Annotated in this window: 16 protein-coding genes and 3 tRNA genes; 14 read left to right on the forward strand and 5 right to left on the reverse strand. The window is 35.1% G+C overall.

Going from position 1 to position 14,636, the window contains the following annotated elements; translation table 11 throughout:
• Positions 1–61: 61 nt before the first annotated feature.
• The gene (locus tag ODE14_RS02910) at positions 62–673 is read right to left on the reverse strand and encodes an L-threonylcarbamoyladenylate synthase (RefSeq protein ID WP_248393716.1); all 612 of its coding nucleotides are present in this window, start codon (positions 671–673) and stop codon (positions 62–64) included.
• A 101-nt stretch (positions 674–774) separates the two neighbouring features.
• Here ODE14_RS02910 and ODE14_RS02915 point away from each other — a divergent pair.
• The 4 genes from ODE14_RS02915 (at position 775) to ODE14_RS02930 (ending at position 1,593) form a co-directional block, all read left to right on the forward strand.
• Positions 775–847 (forward strand) — tRNA-Met (locus tag ODE14_RS02915).
• A 39-nt stretch (positions 848–886) separates the two neighbouring features.
• Positions 887–959, forward strand: a tRNA-Met gene (locus ODE14_RS02920).
• A gap of 35 nt (positions 960–994) precedes the next feature.
• Positions 995–1,067: transfer RNA gene (locus ODE14_RS02925), tRNA-Met, on the forward strand.
• A gap of 115 nt (positions 1,068–1,182) precedes the next feature.
• On the forward strand, positions 1,183–1,593 hold the full coding sequence (locus ODE14_RS02930) for a hypothetical protein (RefSeq protein WP_066437456.1): 411 nt from the start codon (positions 1,183–1,185) through the stop codon (positions 1,591–1,593).
• A 34-nt stretch (positions 1,594–1,627) separates the two neighbouring features.
• On the opposite strand, the gene ODE14_RS02935 is transcribed toward ODE14_RS02930, so the two are convergent.
• Positions 1,628–1,834, reverse strand: a complete 207-nt coding sequence (locus ODE14_RS02935; RefSeq protein WP_263602915.1) for a DUF2945 domain-containing protein — start codon at positions 1,832–1,834, stop codon at positions 1,628–1,630.
• A 114-nt stretch (positions 1,835–1,948) separates the two neighbouring features.
• The gene (locus tag ODE14_RS02940) at positions 1,949–2,533 is read right to left on the reverse strand and encodes a hypothetical protein (protein ID WP_263602916.1); all 585 of its coding nucleotides are present in this window, start codon (positions 2,531–2,533) and stop codon (positions 1,949–1,951) included.
• Between the two features lie 330 nt (positions 2,534–2,863).
• Here ODE14_RS02940 and ODE14_RS02945 point away from each other — a divergent pair, with 330 nt between their 5' ends.
• The 5 genes from ODE14_RS02945 (at position 2,864) to ODE14_RS02965 (ending at position 7,808) form a co-directional block, all read left to right on the forward strand.
• Positions 2,864–3,229: a BlaI/MecI/CopY family transcriptional regulator gene (locus tag ODE14_RS02945; RefSeq protein WP_072885664.1), complete on the forward strand. Its 366-nt coding sequence runs from the start codon at positions 2,864–2,866 to the stop codon at positions 3,227–3,229.
• A gap of 6 nt (positions 3,230–3,235) precedes the next feature.
• Positions 3,236–5,086 carry a M56 family metallopeptidase gene (locus ODE14_RS02950; protein ID WP_263602917.1) on the forward strand — a complete coding sequence of 617 codons (1,851 nt, stop codon included), beginning with the start codon at positions 3,236–3,238 and terminating at the stop codon, positions 5,084–5,086.
• Between the two features lie 68 nt (positions 5,087–5,154).
• Positions 5,155–6,060, forward strand: a complete 906-nt coding sequence (locus tag ODE14_RS02955) for a GLPGLI family protein (protein ID WP_263602918.1) — start codon at positions 5,155–5,157, stop codon at positions 6,058–6,060.
• A gap of 142 nt (positions 6,061–6,202) precedes the next feature.
• Positions 6,203–7,156 carry a GLPGLI family protein gene (locus ODE14_RS02960; RefSeq protein ID WP_263602919.1) on the forward strand — a complete coding sequence of 318 codons (954 nt, stop codon included), beginning with the start codon at positions 6,203–6,205 and terminating at the stop codon, positions 7,154–7,156.
• 91 nt (positions 7,157–7,247) lie between these two features.
• On the forward strand, positions 7,248–7,808 hold the full coding sequence (locus ODE14_RS02965) for a sugar O-acetyltransferase (RefSeq protein WP_263602920.1): 561 nt from the start codon (positions 7,248–7,250) through the stop codon (positions 7,806–7,808).
• Between the two features lie 54 nt (positions 7,809–7,862).
• Here the strand turns inward: ODE14_RS02965 and fsa are convergent, their stop codons facing one another.
• The gene (gene fsa, locus ODE14_RS02970) at positions 7,863–8,516 is read right to left on the reverse strand and encodes a fructose-6-phosphate aldolase (RefSeq protein ID WP_248393708.1); all 654 of its coding nucleotides are present in this window, start codon (positions 8,514–8,516) and stop codon (positions 7,863–7,865) included.
• A gap of 379 nt (positions 8,517–8,895) precedes the next feature.
• Here fsa and ODE14_RS02975 point away from each other — a divergent pair, with 379 nt between their 5' ends.
• Positions 8,896–9,387, forward strand: coding sequence for a YdeI/OmpD-associated family protein (locus ODE14_RS02975; RefSeq protein ID WP_263602921.1), 492 nt, complete (start codon positions 8,896–8,898; stop codon positions 9,385–9,387).
• A 39-nt stretch (positions 9,388–9,426) separates the two neighbouring features.
• Here the strand turns inward: ODE14_RS02975 and ODE14_RS02980 are convergent, their stop codons facing one another.
• A complete protein-coding gene (locus tag ODE14_RS02980; RefSeq protein ID WP_263602922.1) occupies positions 9,427–10,002 on the reverse strand; it encodes a tetratricopeptide repeat protein in 576 nt (191 codons plus the stop codon).
• Positions 10,003–10,187: 185 nt separating this feature from the next.
• Here ODE14_RS02980 and pepE point away from each other — a divergent pair, with 185 nt between their 5' ends.
• From pepE to ODE14_RS03000, 4 genes are all read left to right on the forward strand, one after another.
• Positions 10,188–10,880, forward strand: a complete 693-nt coding sequence (gene pepE, locus ODE14_RS02985) for a dipeptidase PepE (protein WP_263602923.1) — start codon at positions 10,188–10,190, stop codon at positions 10,878–10,880.
• A 174-nt stretch (positions 10,881–11,054) separates the two neighbouring features.
• Positions 11,055–12,425: a D-alanyl-D-alanine carboxypeptidase/D-alanyl-D-alanine-endopeptidase gene (dacB, locus tag ODE14_RS02990; protein ID WP_263602924.1), complete on the forward strand. Its 1,371-nt coding sequence runs from the start codon at positions 11,055–11,057 to the stop codon at positions 12,423–12,425.
• Positions 12,426–12,431: 6 nt separating this feature from the next.
• Positions 12,432–13,586, forward strand: coding sequence for a HAMP domain-containing sensor histidine kinase (locus tag ODE14_RS02995; protein WP_322927524.1), 1,155 nt, complete (start codon positions 12,432–12,434; stop codon positions 13,584–13,586).
• A complete protein-coding gene (locus ODE14_RS03000) occupies positions 13,583–14,443 on the forward strand; it encodes a hypothetical protein (RefSeq protein ID WP_263602925.1) in 861 nt (286 codons plus the stop codon). Before ODE14_RS02995 ends, ODE14_RS03000 begins: the two co-directional genes overlap by 4 nt.
• Positions 14,444–14,636: the final 193 nt, after the last annotated feature.

The raw sequence follows: 14,636 nt of genomic DNA on the forward strand, positions 1-14,636 counted from the left end.
TACAGATATGTGAATATCAGTAAATAATAAATTGTTTAAACTTTATAATTTAAAATCGTTTTTAAATGATCCCTTTTCCCTGTCGGATCAGTTCCGGTTCTCCGGAAGTAAGATCTACAATCGTAGACGCTACATTATCCCCGTATCCGGAATCAATAACAATGTCTACCAGATGATCATATTTTTCGGCGATCAGTTCCGGGTCGGTAGAATATTCAATGATTTCGTCATCATCTTTTATAGACGTTGATGCAATGGGATGTCCTAATTTTTCCACAATCAGCTGGGGAATCGGATGATCCGGGACCCGGATACCAATGGTTTTATGTCCTTTGTAAGCCAAAGGAAGGCTTTTATTGGCATCCAGAATAAAAGTAAACGGACCGGGAAGATGACTTTTAAGGAACCTGAACACAGAAGTATCAATAGGCCGCGTAAAATCTGAAAGATGGCTCAGGTCATTACAAATTATTGAGAACTGGGCTTTCTCCAGCTTCATTTTTTTAATCTGTGCAAGCTTTTCCATGGCTTTAATGTCAAAAATATTACAGCCCAGCGCATACACCGTATCGGACGGGTAAATGATCAGTCCGCCATTATTTAAAGTTTTAATAACCTCATTAATAAGATTTTCCTGAGGGTTTTCGGGATAAATTCTCAATATTTTTGCCATAGTTCAAAGATACAAATATTAAAATAGTTTTGGTGAAAGTCCTTTATTTAAAAGAAAAATTAGGATTTTCAAAAAATTGTCGTATATTTGCAATCCAATATCGCGGGATGGAGCAGTAGGTAGCTCGTCGGGCTCATAACCCGAAGGTCATCGGTTCGAGTCCGGTTCCCGCTACTAAGATTGACGTTATCGGTAACGTTACAAAAAATATACCGCGGGGTGGAGCAGTAGGTAGCTCGTCGGGCTCATAACCCGAAGGTCGCACGTTCGAGTCGTGTCCCCGCTACTAAGAACGCTGTGGTGGCGTTTTAAAAAATACACCGCGGGATGGAGCAGTAGGTAGCTCGTCGGGCTCATAACCCGAAGGTCATCGGTTCGAGTCCGGTTCCCGCTACTACAGAGAGTATTGTCAACAGGCAATACTCTTTTTATTTTTATATGGTACTTTTTGTTTTCCCAATGGCTTAATTTATGCAGATAGACTATTACACCATTTAAATGATAATAGTATGTATAAAAAAATCCTGGCAGGTTTAGGCGGTGCCGTAGCGCTAAGCCTTCTGCACGAAGCCATCAGAAAAAATTTCGATAATGTTCCCGAGATTAATAAAGTGGGAGAAGAAGCTTTAAACAAAGCATTGGATAAAGTAGACGCAAAAGTTACCAATCATGATCAGCTGTATGCTGCAACATTGGCAGGGGATGTTATTGGAAACGGAATGTATTACGCCGCAACAGCGACTACCGGTTTTAATGTAGCTTCCGGAGTTTTAATGGGACTTGGCGCAGTTGCGCTTCCTGAAAAACTCGGACTGGATGATACACCGGTTGCCGAGAATAATCAGAAAAAAATAATGACGGTTGCCTATTATCTCTTCGGAGCAATTGTTACCAAATTTATTTATGATAAAATAAAATAATAGTATAGATGTAAAGGCCGCAAATTTGTGGCCTTTACATTTTCTTTAATGCTGATGCTTTATGTACAGCGGATTTTCCTGTTTTTTCGCTCATTACTTCATACTGCGGTTCATCTTCGGAAGCTCTCCGTTGCCTGTTCATAAATACAAAATCTTTGGTGTGGACTTTTGTGATGGCGCCATGAGTTTCTCCATTGCTGGAATTCCATCGTACCATATCTCCTTTTTTTAATGTGCTCATCTTTTTCGTATTATTATTAGAATGGTACTAATTATTATGCCATACCCTAATTTATACAAAGGGCAAAAAAAATCCCGCCTTTAGAAGCGGGAATATTGTTTAAAAGCAGATTGATTACTCTACTGTAAGCTGATTAAAAGGCTTAAGTGCATTGTCGTCTGCTGTAGTCTGACTTAAAAATTCTTTTTTCTGATTCCCTTTCATTCTGTTGGCAGCGTCATTTCCATTGAAATAGGATTCGCTTAGTTTTGTAGTTACTTCAGAAGGATTCAATTCAAATTTTGTATCACCTTCTACTCCAAGATAACCATTCTTTCTGGTAAGGTTTGTAATATAGTTGTTGTAATTGATAAGGGTGCCTCTGAACATTGAGTTATGATACTCCATGCATTTTTTAGCTTTTTTTGAAGAATTGTTGAGGATACAGTTGTTCATGTTTCCTCTGTAAAGACGCCATTCCAGTTCTACTTTTCCATATTCCTTTGCTAATGCATTGGTTCCGTTGGTAAGGATTGCAGGGTCATTTTCTTTTTCGCTGATCTCTTTTAAATGTTTGATAACTAAAGGAACTGTATTTTCAATCTTGGTTTTCGCTTCACCTATCGCACTGAAATCTGCTGCTGGAGTACCCTTTTTCTGGGCATTGGTCACGTTAAAAATCAGGAGTAATAGTACAAATAACAAATTATATCTTTTCATGAGAAATTTTTAAAGCACTAAAATAAATATATTTTCTGAGTTAAGACAAATTCATTTTAATTTTATTTAATAAAATTTAACAAGTTTTAAGAATTTAAATGAAAATTTTTCTTTTTAATGAATAATAATTGTGTTATAAATTGCAGGAGTTAAAAATTTAACAAATTTTAATAAAAATTATAATATTGATTTTCAGTTAATTATGAAATAATCTTTGTTATCACTAAAAAAGTAGTTGTTTGAACAGGAAATATTTCTACATTTGTATAACTAATTTCTTAGTGATATTGAAATTGAATCGTATCACAATCAATGATAAATGAAAAATGTATGAAAATTCAGACGTTAACTAAGGCAGAAGAGCAGGTAATGCAGTATTTATGGAAACTCGAAAAAGGATTTCTGAAAGATGTCCTCGATCTTTTTCCCGAACCGAAACCTCATACAAATACCGTTTCCACAATTCTTAAAGTTTTAAAGGAAAAAGAATTTGTTGATTATCATGTGTACGGAAGGCAGCATGAGTATTTTCCACTGGTATCCAAAGAGCAGTACTCCGGAAAAACAATAAAAAGTCTGGTTAAAAATTATTTCAAGGGTTCTTATAAAAGCGCCGTTTCATTTCTGGTAGAAAAGAATGAAATGACTGTGGAAGATCTTGAAATGCTGCTGCACGAACTTAAAAAGAAAAACTGATAGGCTATGGAAACTGTACTTCTATATTTTGGGAAAGTTATTTTATGTTCCGGTGTAATGTTTTTGTATTATAAATTGTCTTTAAAAGACAGGACATTTCATCATTACAACAGATTTTATCTTTTGTCTGCGATGCTCATATCACTGCTGCTGCCGTTAGTGAAAGTTGAAGATTTTACTATCGAGGTGAGTAATGATATCTATAAATTAATAGATACCGTACAGAATTTTAACAATAAAAATGCAACCCATGATTCCACTTATTTTAGAATTATTTTTTCAGCTTTGGGGCTGGTTTCTTTCTATTTTTTAGGAAGATTGATCTACGGGATTTTCAGAATCCACCGGTTGAAAAGTCAGTTTCATAAGGAAAGCTTTGACGGAATCAACTTTTACCATACCAACCTTAGTGAAGCGCCTTTTTCATACTTTAAAAATCTTTTCTGGAAAAATTCAATTATGTTGAATTCAGATGTCGGAAAGCAGATTTTGAAACACGAAATGGTTCACATCGAACAGAAACATTCATTCGATAAAATCTTTATGGAAATTATTACGTCTGTCTTCTGGTTCAATCCGTTCTTTCATCTCATTAAAAAAGAAATTAGTTTAATTCACGAATATCTGGCTGATAAAAAAGCCGTAAAACAATCGGACACCAAAGCATTTGCGCAGATGCTTTTAGCAAGCCACTTTTCCGGAAACCAGTTGCCTGCCACCAGTCCGTTTTTAAGTTCTAATTTAAAAAAACGATTAAAAATGTTACAAAAACCTAAAACAAAATTCGGGTATGCGCGTAGAATTTTTGCGTTGCCGGTTGTATTTTCAGTAGCTTTTGCTTATCTGGTAAATGCTAAAAACCAGGAAATTAAAGCAACGAATATGGAGATTGAGAAGGCCGTTTCTCAAATCAAAGAAGAAAATAAGAGTATTGTTAAAAAAGACACTATTTCTCCAAAATCATCTGAAAATAAAACCATAGTTACTCCAAAAGTATACAGAAAATCAGATGATGACAGGAAAATTGCCGAGCTGAGCAAAAAGATTCAGGAAAGAACTGAGGCTCTGAAAAATTTTAAGCCGGAAAGTAATGAATACAATAAAAATCTTGAAGAGATCGGAAAACTATCCGGTGAAATCGGAAAAATAGCAAGTTCTAAAGATTTTCTTAATTCTGCAATGGTCATTAAAATCGATGGAAAAGATATGAAATTTGATGAGTATTTTAACTCCAAAGAATTTAAAGATGTATTGAAGGAGGTTAAAGATTTTAAATATGAATTTGACATGCCTGAAATTCCGGAAATGAATATTGAATTTCCTGATGTTCCCGCACCCCCGGATGCCCCGAAAGTTAAAGTCTATAAATTTAAAACTACCGGGGATATGAAATGGACTCCTGAATCCGATATGGCTTTCAGATCCTCAGAAAAAGCAAAAGAATCTGCTGCAACTGCCAAAAAAAGAGCTAAGCTTGATAAAGAACGTGCAAGGCTGGAAGAAAAAAGAGCGAAGCTGGAAGGTGAAAGGGCAAAACTGGAAGCAGAAAGAAGAGCGTTGGAAGGCGGAAGAAGACCTTTTATTTATAGCAATACCTTCAGAACGGTTCCCGGGGATCGGGTATTAAAAATCAATGCCGATAATATAAAATTCAGTAACAACGGTACATCTATTATTACTTCAGGATTTAAAAATACAAAAGGTATTGAAGAACTGAAGATTTATATTGACGGGAAAGAATCCACAAAAGAACAGATGGAAGCCCTAAAACCGGAATCCATCAGAAGTGTGAATATCAATAAGAGTAATACGGACGGAAAAACGACCGGAGAGGTAAGAATCGAAACAAAGAAATAGAAAGTTCCCATCAGCTCTGTTAATAAAAACAATAAATATTGACAGAGCTTTTTAAAAAATAATATACTATGAAAAATATCAGTCTTTTTCTCCTGTTCATAAGCATTACAGCCGGTGCACAAGTCAACCGATTTTTCTATGAATACAAATTTATACCTGATTCCAATAACAAAGAGGATGTGAAAAAAGAAATGATGCTGCTGGATATTGATCAGAAAGGCTCAAATTATTACAGCAGAGATAAGTTTGTAGCCGATTCCACCTCTATGGCTGAAGTGCAGAAGCAGATTAAAAGCGGTGGCGGAAATATCAATATCAGCAGAAGGGACAATCAGGGAATGGTAGGATATAAAGTGACAAAAAGCTATCCCGATTTTAAAACCTATCTTTTCACAAGGATTTCCATGGATCAGTATAAAGTAAAGGAAGATCAGAAACCGGAATGGAAAATACTTCCCGAAAAACAGAAAATAGGAGCGTACAATGCCCAAAAAGCGACCACCAGCTATGGCGGAAGGGAGTGGGTTGCATGGTTCAGTACAGATATCCCTTTTCAGGACGGGCCATACAAATTTTATGGACTGCCGGGGCTTATTGTAAAACTTGAAGATACTACAGGTTCTCATGTTATGACCCTTGTAGGAAATAAGAAAATGGCAGCTCCGGTTTCAGAAACAGAAATGGACGTTCCCGGTAATGTAAAAATTATGGGAATCGGAGGAAAAGAGCTTGAAATTTCGAAATCCCAATATAAAAAATTATGGAAAGATTATGTAAATGATCCTTCTAAAAACATGAGAGAAATGATGATGAGAAATGGTGGTGATAATACAAGAGTAAGTTTTAAGGTAAGAACGGCAGACGGCAAAGAAATATCAGATCCCAATGAGGTATTCCGCGAAATGGAAAAAAGAACCAAAGAATCTCTTGCAAAAAACAATAATCCCATTGAACCGGATTTAGTAAGTAATTAAGATTTTCTTATTTTTGATCAAATAAAAATTCCAATAATATTTTTTAAATTAAATAAATAACTAAATAAATTAATTTTTAATCTGAACCTTATCAATAGATATGAATTAGAAATCATTGATAAAGTTTAAAAATTGCACAATTATGAAAAAAAATGTTTTACTTTTTATGCTTTTAAGCGTCTGCATTAATGCGCAAATCAACCGCTTTTTTTATGAATATAAATATATTCCGGATATCAATGATAAATCGGATGTCAAAAGAGATCTCATGGTACTGGATATAGATAAGAAAAATGGTTCTTATTACTACAAAGATAAGCATCGCCAAATAGTAGATTCTTTGAAAAAGGATATATCTGATTCGGATTTTGAAAATGAAATAAAAGATAAAATAACAAAAGAATACGGGAATTATAAAAGTTACAAAATAGATAAGAATGAAACTAAGTTATTCACTATAGGAAAAAAAGATTATAAAGTAATAAAAAAATATCCAGATTATAAAACATATATTATAGAAGCCCTTTCTATTGATACTTATAAAGTTTTAGAAGACCAGAAGATAGTCTGGAAAATTTTCCCGGATACACAAAAAATAGGTAAGTACAATACGCAGAAAGCCACAACAAATTTCGGAGGCAGACAATGGACTGCATGGTTTACAACAGAAATTCCTTTTCAGGACGGACCATACAAATTTTACGGATTGCCGGGTCTTATAATAAAGATAGAAGATGCTACTGCTTCACATATAATAACTTTAATGGGAAATAAAGCCGTTCAGGGAGGTGATCGTGAAGAGGATATTCCTGATAATTTAGCTTCTGTAATCAATGGAAATGAAATTGAAGTAACAAAAGAAAAGTTTAAAAAACTTTCGGAAGATTACAATAAAGACCCTTCACTTGGTTTGAAACAATTACTTAATAGTTTTGGAAGTAATGCAAATATTTCAACAAAAATTATAACGAATGGTAATGGCACAAAACAAGCAGAAGAAACAACTATGAATGATGTTTATAAACTGATAGAAAAAAGCGCTAAAGAAAATCAAAAAAAGGATAGTAATCCTATTGAGCTGGATTTAGTAAAATAAATTATAAATTGTTTTAAAAGCAGGATGGAATATTTTCATCCTGTTTTTGTTTTGCTATCTTTAGACTTAAAACCAATATACATCACAAGATATGACAGAAAAAGAGAAATGTGCGAACGGACTTTTATACAATGCCAATTATGATCAGGAGCTCATACAGGAAAGGATTGCTGCGAAAGATCTTTGCGGGCAATATAACCAGCTCAGAAATTCCGACTCAGAGGCAAGAATATCATTATTGAAAAAGATATTAGGGAAGACTGGCAAAAATATCTGTATAGAACCCCACTTCTGGTGCGACTATGGTTACAATATCGAAGCAGGAGAAAATTTTTATGCCAATCATAATCTTGTCATTCTGGATTGTGCTAAAGTTACTTTTGGCGATAATGTATTTATCGGGCCCAATTGCAGCTTTTACACGGCCAGCCATCCCATTGATGTAAAACAACGCAATGAGGGCCTTGAAACGGCGGATCCTATACAGGTAGCAGATAATGTATGGTTCGGTGGAAATGTAGTAGTGCTTCCCGGGATTTCGATTGGAAAAAATGCCGTAATAGGCGCAGGAAGTGTGGTCACTAAAGATATTCCGGAAAATGTTGTGGCAGTGGGAAATCCCTGCAAACCTGTGAGAAATATTGAACAGTAAAATCATTAGCGCGGAAACAAAGTTTCCGCGCTAATGATTTTTATTATAATTAAATTAAGCCAGTTTCTGAGAATCTGCAATAAACTGAGCCAGTCCGTTATCGGTAAGCGGATGCTTAAGAAGGCTCAAAATCGGAGGAAGCGGTGAAGTGATTACATCAGCACCAATCTTCGCACAATCGATGATATGCATAGCATGACGGATAGACGCGGCTAAAATTTCAGTCTCATACATGTAGTTATCAAAAATCAGTCTGATTTCCTGGATTAAATTTAATCCATCTGTTGAAATATCGTCAAGTCTTCCCAGGAAAGGAGAGACGTAGGTAGCACCTGCTTTTGCTGCCAAAAGAGCCTGCCCGGGAGAAAAAATCAGCGTACAGTTGGTTCTGATACCTTTATCTGAAAAATACTTTAATGCTTTGATTCCGTCTTTGATCATCGGGATTTTAACCACGATATTCGGGTGGATGGCTGCCAATTCGTCACCTTCTTTAATCATTTCCTCATATGTTGTAGAAAGAACTTCCGCAGAAATATCTCCATCAACAATTTCGCAAATTGCTTTATAATGATTTCTGATCGCTTCAGCACCCTGAATTCCCTCTTTTGCCATTAATGAAGGATTGGTCGTAACGCCGTCAAGAATTCCAAGATCTTTAGCTTCTTTAATTTGCTCTAAATTAGCAGTGTCAATAAAAAATTTCATGTCTTTACAGATTTATTTAATACAAAGATAAACATTCCATTCTGAGTGGAAAATTTTAATTGTTTTAATCAGATTAATATCGAAATTAAAGTATTCATATTTTTATTGGTAGCTTTTTGACTCCGTTGAATTGTATTTATGATTTTTTAAGGAGCAATTTGATTGCATCGAAAAGCGATATTATTTTTTATTTTTGAAGCTTTTTCTTGCTTTTCGCACTCGCTATTTTTATACTAATGGGTTGCAGTGGCTCCATCGCCGTAACCCATTAGTATAAAAATGAGCTCAAACAATTGCTTCAATCAAGGCTAGGCTGAAGACATAGTAAAAACTCAGGAAATTATCTGAACAAACAGCCATAAAAATGTATCTTTAAAATATGCAAAACAATCCATTTACAGCCAGGCTTGAAATTATTGGGATCAACCCTTTCGTTTTTGTGCCTGAGGATATCCTGAATGAGATATTTCAGGCTGCAGGAAAATGCAAAAGTCCCATTCCGGTAAAAGGAAAGGTAAATGGTAAGCCGTTCAAGCAAAATTTAATGAAATATTTGGGAGAGTGGAGGTTATATATTAACCTGACGATGCTTAAGGATTCACCGAAAAGAATTGGTGAAATGATAGAAGTCTCAGTTGAGTTTGACAGGTCCGAAAGAACAGTTTCCATACACCCTGAATTGTATAAAACCATTCATGAAAATCCTCTGGCGCTGCAAAATTTTGAAAACCTTATTCCTTCCGCAAAGCTGGAACTGATCCGTTACATCAATAACCTTAAAACGGAAACCGCAGTTAAAAGGAATATTGAAAAGATCATCCGGTATCTAAACGGAGAGACTGATTTTTTCGGAAAGAAAATAAACCGATAAAACATAATCCGGAGAAGATTCTCCGGATTTACATTATAACTATGAATTTAAAGCTTGGCTCAGCTTGATGGCATCCTGATTGGTTGGATCATACTGCAATGATTTTGCAATATGTTCTTTAGCCTTGGCCGGATCAGTTTGTTGCTCTGAGAATGCTACATAAAAGTACGCATATGCCAGGTTTTTCTTATTCTGTTCCACCTCTTCAGGCTTTACGGTAGCTATATATTTTTCATAGGCCAATCTGGCATTGACATCGTCTTTTGCACTTTGATAGGCGTAAGCCTGACTGTAATACGATGGAGCCCAATCCGGTAAAAGAACCGATATTTTCTTCCACGTATCTATCGCATTAGTCCAATCTGAAGCTTCCTGATATGCTCCTGCTAATTTAGCTAAAGCTTCTGTATCCTTCGGATTAGCCTCTATTTGCTTTTTAAGTGCTTCAATAGTTGGATTAGACGCCTGAGCAGTACTTGCTGCTGTGGCTGCAGTTGTATTAGCTGTACCTGCCGTGCTGTCTGTCTGAGTCGTTTGTGCGCTCACAAAACCTAAACCTCCTGTCAGCATTAAACCTAAAAGAAGGGTTCTGATATTCATTTTAGTCATTTTCATAATTCTAATATTTTTCAATTGCATATAATAAAATTCAATAATGATTCCATAAAAGTTAATATTTTAGAACCTTTAAGCTTTTTTTGAAAAAATTAACGGGTTAATTAGGTCTTTTATATTAATTTTAGATTCATGACATATAAACTATCTTTGTCACTTTAACCTTTTTAATGACATTAATACCGATGAATATCATATTAGCATCAACTTCTACACTTTTTGGCGGAGACTATCTGGAATATTTAAAAGAGGAAATCACTAACCTTTTTCAGGGTATTGATGAAATTATTTTTATTCCTTTTGCCAGACCGGGAGGCATTTCACATGAGCATTATACACAAAAAGCATGTTCTTTCTTTGAAAAAATCAACATTAAAGTAAAAGGGCTTCATGAATTTGACGATAAAATAGCGGCAGTGAATAATGCAAAAGGATTCTTTACAGGTGGCGGAAATACTTTTCTGTTGGTTAAAACTTTACATGAAGAAAACCTGATGTCAATATTGAAAAATAATGTTGAAAACGGAAAACCTTATCTTGGCTGTAGTGCCGGAAGCAATATCGGCGGACGGAACATGAAAACCACCAACGATATGCCCATTGTGTATCCTCCAGGCTTTGATTGTATGGGGCTCGTTCCGTTTAATATTAATCCGCATTATCTGGATCCGAATCCGGAACTTAAACACAACGGTGAAACAAGAGAAACCCGAATTAAAGAATTTCTTACACAGAATGATCTTAAAGTGGTCGGACTTCGTGAAGGAAACTGGATCAGAGGGAAAAATAATAAAATTACCGTTGAAGGAACGGAGCTTACCAGAATTTTCGAAAAAGATAAAGAACCGTACGAGATCAAGCCCGGAACAGAACTGTAATTTATTTTTAATTATATTTGAATTGATTTCTGATTAAAAGATATTTCAACCGTATATGCTGATATTTCTATTGCGTGCTATTAACCAGCAAGAATTATAGTGATGTCATGGTGAACTTGTCGTACATCAGTAATCATCATTTTTCTTTATATAGACTGAAAATAAGCTTAAAGAATGAGAAAAACATTAGCTGTCCTTACTTTATCCGTGCAGGTTGTTTTTGCCCAGGATATATCCCAAAAACTTGATGAAGCTACAAAGAATCTGATGAATTCTTCAGGTGCCGTGTCATCAAACTTATCATTTTACGTTGCGGACGAAAACGGAAATTTTATTTATGATTATCAGGGAAACAAAGGACTGTCTACAGCTTCTACTCAAAAAATATTTACTGCAGCAGCGGCTCTTGAAGTATTAGGTAAAAACTACACCTATAAAACGACGGCTGGTTATTCGGGAAATATTTCCGGAGGAAATCTGAAAGGAGACTTTATTATCACTTCAACAGGGGACCCAACGCTCGGAAGCTGGAGATATGATGGGTATAAACCGGAAAATTTTAAACAGCAGCTTTTAGAAGCCATAAAAAAAGCAGGCATCACAAAAATTTCAGGGGATCTTGTTATTGATGATTCTTATTTTGATCACCAGACAATTCCCGGAGGCTGGCCGTGGGATGATCTCGGGAATTATTACGGAGCAGGAGTCTGGGGAGTCAACTGGCGCGAAAACCAGTTTGACATCAATATCAACGGAAATGAATTCAAAAGTTTTTCTTATCCTTTGGAGGGTGTAAAATGGCTCAATGACGTGAAAGTAGGCGGAACCTCAGATCAAAGCCTGATTTTTACCGCGCCACATTCTAATGTCGCTTTGATAAACGGAACATTGCCTTCCAAAACAGTAACGGTCTCAGGAGCTACACCCAATCCTCCGTTACAACTTGGTGTAGAGATTAAACAATGGCTGCAGCAGGCAGGAATTGAGCTTTCGGGAAAAACCGTTACCAACTCCCAGCTTGAAATTGAAGGGAAAAAAATATCAGTTTTTCCTAAAAATAACATGATTTTCACCTACGAATCTCCAACATTGGATAAGATCATCTATTGGTTTTTAAGAAAGAGCATCAATCTTTACGGTGAAACATTAATCAAAACTTTAGGCAAAGAGAAAAAAGGAAATCCTAATTTTAAAAGCGGTGTAGCGTTCCTGAAAGAATTCTGGAAGTCGAAAGGAATTAATCCCAACATGATTAATTTTGCTGATGGAAGCGGACTTTCCCCACAGAATTACGTAGCCGCAAGAGCCGAAGTACAGGCACTGATTTATGCTAAAAAACAGCCCTGGTTCGAATCTTATTATGATGGTTTCCCGACTCAGGATAACGGAATGAAAATGAAAAGCGGAACCATGAGAGACACTAAATCTTTTGCAGGATTTCATACTTCGAAAGAAGGAAAAAAATATGTGTTTTCAATTATCATCAATAATTATCAGGGAAGCGGAAGCACAGAGCTGCAGAAAATCCTGAGTGTTTTAAAATAATCTGCTTTGAGAAAATCAATATTTGCAAGACTGAATAACTGGATCATTTTTGTCCTGATGACGATCGTTGTTCTGACCATTGTGATCGCCTCCACCATTCTGATCAATTTTCTCCGTAAGGAAGAAATTAAAAGAGTTGACATTTTAGTAAGTGCATTGAAATTTCAGCAGGAAGTGGATAATCCTAATTTAGAAGTTCAGGCATTGCTTTTACAGATTTACAGCTCAAATACTACCATTCCGGTTATTATTTTAGATGAAAATGATAATGTGATTGAACATAAGAATCTGCCGAAAGATGTTGAAAATAATTCCGGTCAAATTGTTGCTCTAGCAAAGAAAATGGGCAAGAGCTATCCTCCTATTGAAATTGAAATTGCAAAAGGAGATAAGCAGGTCGTGTTTTATGACAATTCTCCATTGCTAAACAATCTTAGATATTCCCCTTATATTCTTGGCTTTTTTATTTTGTGTTATTTCCTGTTTTCATTTTGGTTTTTCAGGACCATTAAGAAAACGGATGAGGGCTATCTCTGGGCAGGACTTGCGAAAGAAACGGCACACCAGATCGGAACTCCTTTATCATCAATGATCGGCTGGATGGAAATCATGAAGCTGGATGATCCCGAATCGGAAGGTATTCATGAAATTGAAAAAGATATTGAACGATTAAAAACCATTTCGGAGAGATTTTCCAAAATAGGTTCTGTTCCCGAATTAAATGATACGGATTTTAACGCAACCATTCAGGAGAATTATGATTATCTGAAAACAAGGATTTCCAGAAAAATTAATTTCGGGCTGCATCTTCCGAACTATACGATTTCCGTACCGCACAATAAGATCCTGATGAGCTGGGTGATTGAAAATCTGGTGAAAAATGCCGTTGATGCCATGAAAGGGGAAGGTTCGCTTTCCATTTCGGTAATCGAGAGAAATAAAAATATTATAGTGGAAGTTCAGGATACCGGAAGCGGCATGACAAAACAGCAGGCACTGAATGCTTTTAAACCCGGCTATTCTACCAAAAAACGCGGGTGGGGGTTAGGTTTATCTCTTGCAAGAAGAGTGGTCCAGGAGTACCATAAAGGCGATATCAAAATTGCACAGACTGAAGTGGGAAAAGGAACGACTTTTAGAATAACAGTTAAAAAAGCATGATGAAAAAAATATTGGCAGTATTATTATTTTTATCTTTTTATAGTATTGATTCACAAATTAGAAAGGAGATTTTAATTCTTACAGATACCATAGACCGGATTTTTGAAAAACTTCCATTTGATCATTTTTCAGATGAAGATATTAAAACAATTGACCGACTTCAAATATTAAGACAACAATTTCAGGTAAAAGTGGAAGATGATGAACTTATCTATATTTATAAAAATGATTTCAAACCCAGAATTAAAAATGAAGTTTTAAATGAAATATATAAGAGAAAAAGAATTGATAAAATAAAACTTTTTAAAGAAACAGTTCATTATAAAGATCAATTGAAAGGTTTATCGTTAGAAACTTATCCGCTACAAAGCATTTTTTTTGATGAAATTACCGATGATAAACGTAATAATAAGCTTATTAATGAACTGACAGCCTATATTTTTAACTCAAAACCATTGAATATTCCTTTAATTGAAAATATAACCCATAAAATTCCGAAAAATCCATATTATTATAATGAAATAAAAGATATATTAGTTGAATATAAATCTAAATATTTGTTAGAATTTATAGCTGAATTTAAGAATCCAGACGATATAAAGTTGATTAAAAGTTTCGGAAAAGATTCTTATTTTGCCATTCAAAAGTTTCCTTCGGAAGAGTTTCTACCATTTCTAGAATCAATGGCTAAAAAAGAATATAGTGATTATGAATATCTTTCTACTGTCGCAAAGTTCTGTCACCATCAAAAATCAGGTCAATTAATCAATACCGTTTTCGATGTTCTAAAGAATAGTAATTATGACAAGGGCTTATTTGAATTTTATCTATCCAGTAATAAATGTCGTATAAAATAAAGTAGGAATTCTTAAGCGTAGCGAAATGTAGAATCTTCTTTTACATATATAAGCTTTTTAAATCTTTAGCTTGGCCTTCTTTTGATTGAGTTTCATGTTGATTTTATGCTCTTAGTTGCTTCCAACATAAACAAACTTACGGAATTTCTATCCCGATTCATAATGTTTTTCCTTTGGAGAGTGGCGAAAATTT

It is taken from the genome of Chryseobacterium sp. PET-29, from assembly GCF_025736815.1.
Classification (GTDB): Bacteria; Bacteroidota; Bacteroidia; order Flavobacteriales; family Weeksellaceae; genus Chryseobacterium; species Chryseobacterium nepalense.

Bases quoted from the DNA above. Each gene is read 5' to 3' on its own strand.
- ODE14_RS02910 (WP_248393716.1), bottom strand. From the start codon at position 673: ATGGCAAAAATATTGAGAATTTATCCCGAAAACCCTCAGGAAAATCTT.
- ODE14_RS02930 (WP_066437456.1), top strand. From the start codon at position 1,183: ATGTATAAAAAAATCCTGGCAGGTTTAGGCGGTGCCGTAGCGCTAAGC.
- ODE14_RS02935 (WP_263602915.1), bottom strand. From the start codon at position 1,834: ATGAGCACATTAAAAAAAGGAGATATGGTACGATGGAATTCCAGCAAT.
- ODE14_RS02940 (WP_263602916.1), bottom strand. From the start codon at position 2,533: ATGAAAAGATATAATTTGTTATTTGTACTATTACTCCTGATTTTTAAC.
- ODE14_RS02945 (WP_072885664.1), top strand. From the start codon at position 2,864: ATGAAAATTCAGACGTTAACTAAGGCAGAAGAGCAGGTAATGCAGTAT.
- ODE14_RS02950 (WP_263602917.1), top strand. From the start codon at position 3,236: ATGGAAACTGTACTTCTATATTTTGGGAAAGTTATTTTATGTTCCGGT.
- ODE14_RS02955 (WP_263602918.1), top strand. From the start codon at position 5,155: ATGAAAAATATCAGTCTTTTTCTCCTGTTCATAAGCATTACAGCCGGT.
- ODE14_RS02960 (WP_263602919.1), top strand. From the start codon at position 6,203: ATGAAAAAAAATGTTTTACTTTTTATGCTTTTAAGCGTCTGCATTAAT.
- ODE14_RS02965 (WP_263602920.1), top strand. From the start codon at position 7,248: ATGACAGAAAAAGAGAAATGTGCGAACGGACTTTTATACAATGCCAAT.
- fsa (WP_248393708.1), bottom strand. From the start codon at position 8,516: ATGAAATTTTTTATTGACACTGCTAATTTAGAGCAAATTAAAGAAGCT.
- ODE14_RS02975 (WP_263602921.1), top strand. From the start codon at position 8,896: ATGCAAAACAATCCATTTACAGCCAGGCTTGAAATTATTGGGATCAAC.
- ODE14_RS02980 (WP_263602922.1), bottom strand. From the start codon at position 10,002: ATGAAAATGACTAAAATGAATATCAGAACCCTTCTTTTAGGTTTAATG.
- pepE (WP_263602923.1), top strand. From the start codon at position 10,188: ATGAATATCATATTAGCATCAACTTCTACACTTTTTGGCGGAGACTAT.
- dacB (WP_263602924.1), top strand. From the start codon at position 11,055: ATGAGAAAAACATTAGCTGTCCTTACTTTATCCGTGCAGGTTGTTTTT.
- ODE14_RS03000 (WP_263602925.1), top strand. From the start codon at position 13,583: ATGATGAAAAAAATATTGGCAGTATTATTATTTTTATCTTTTTATAGT.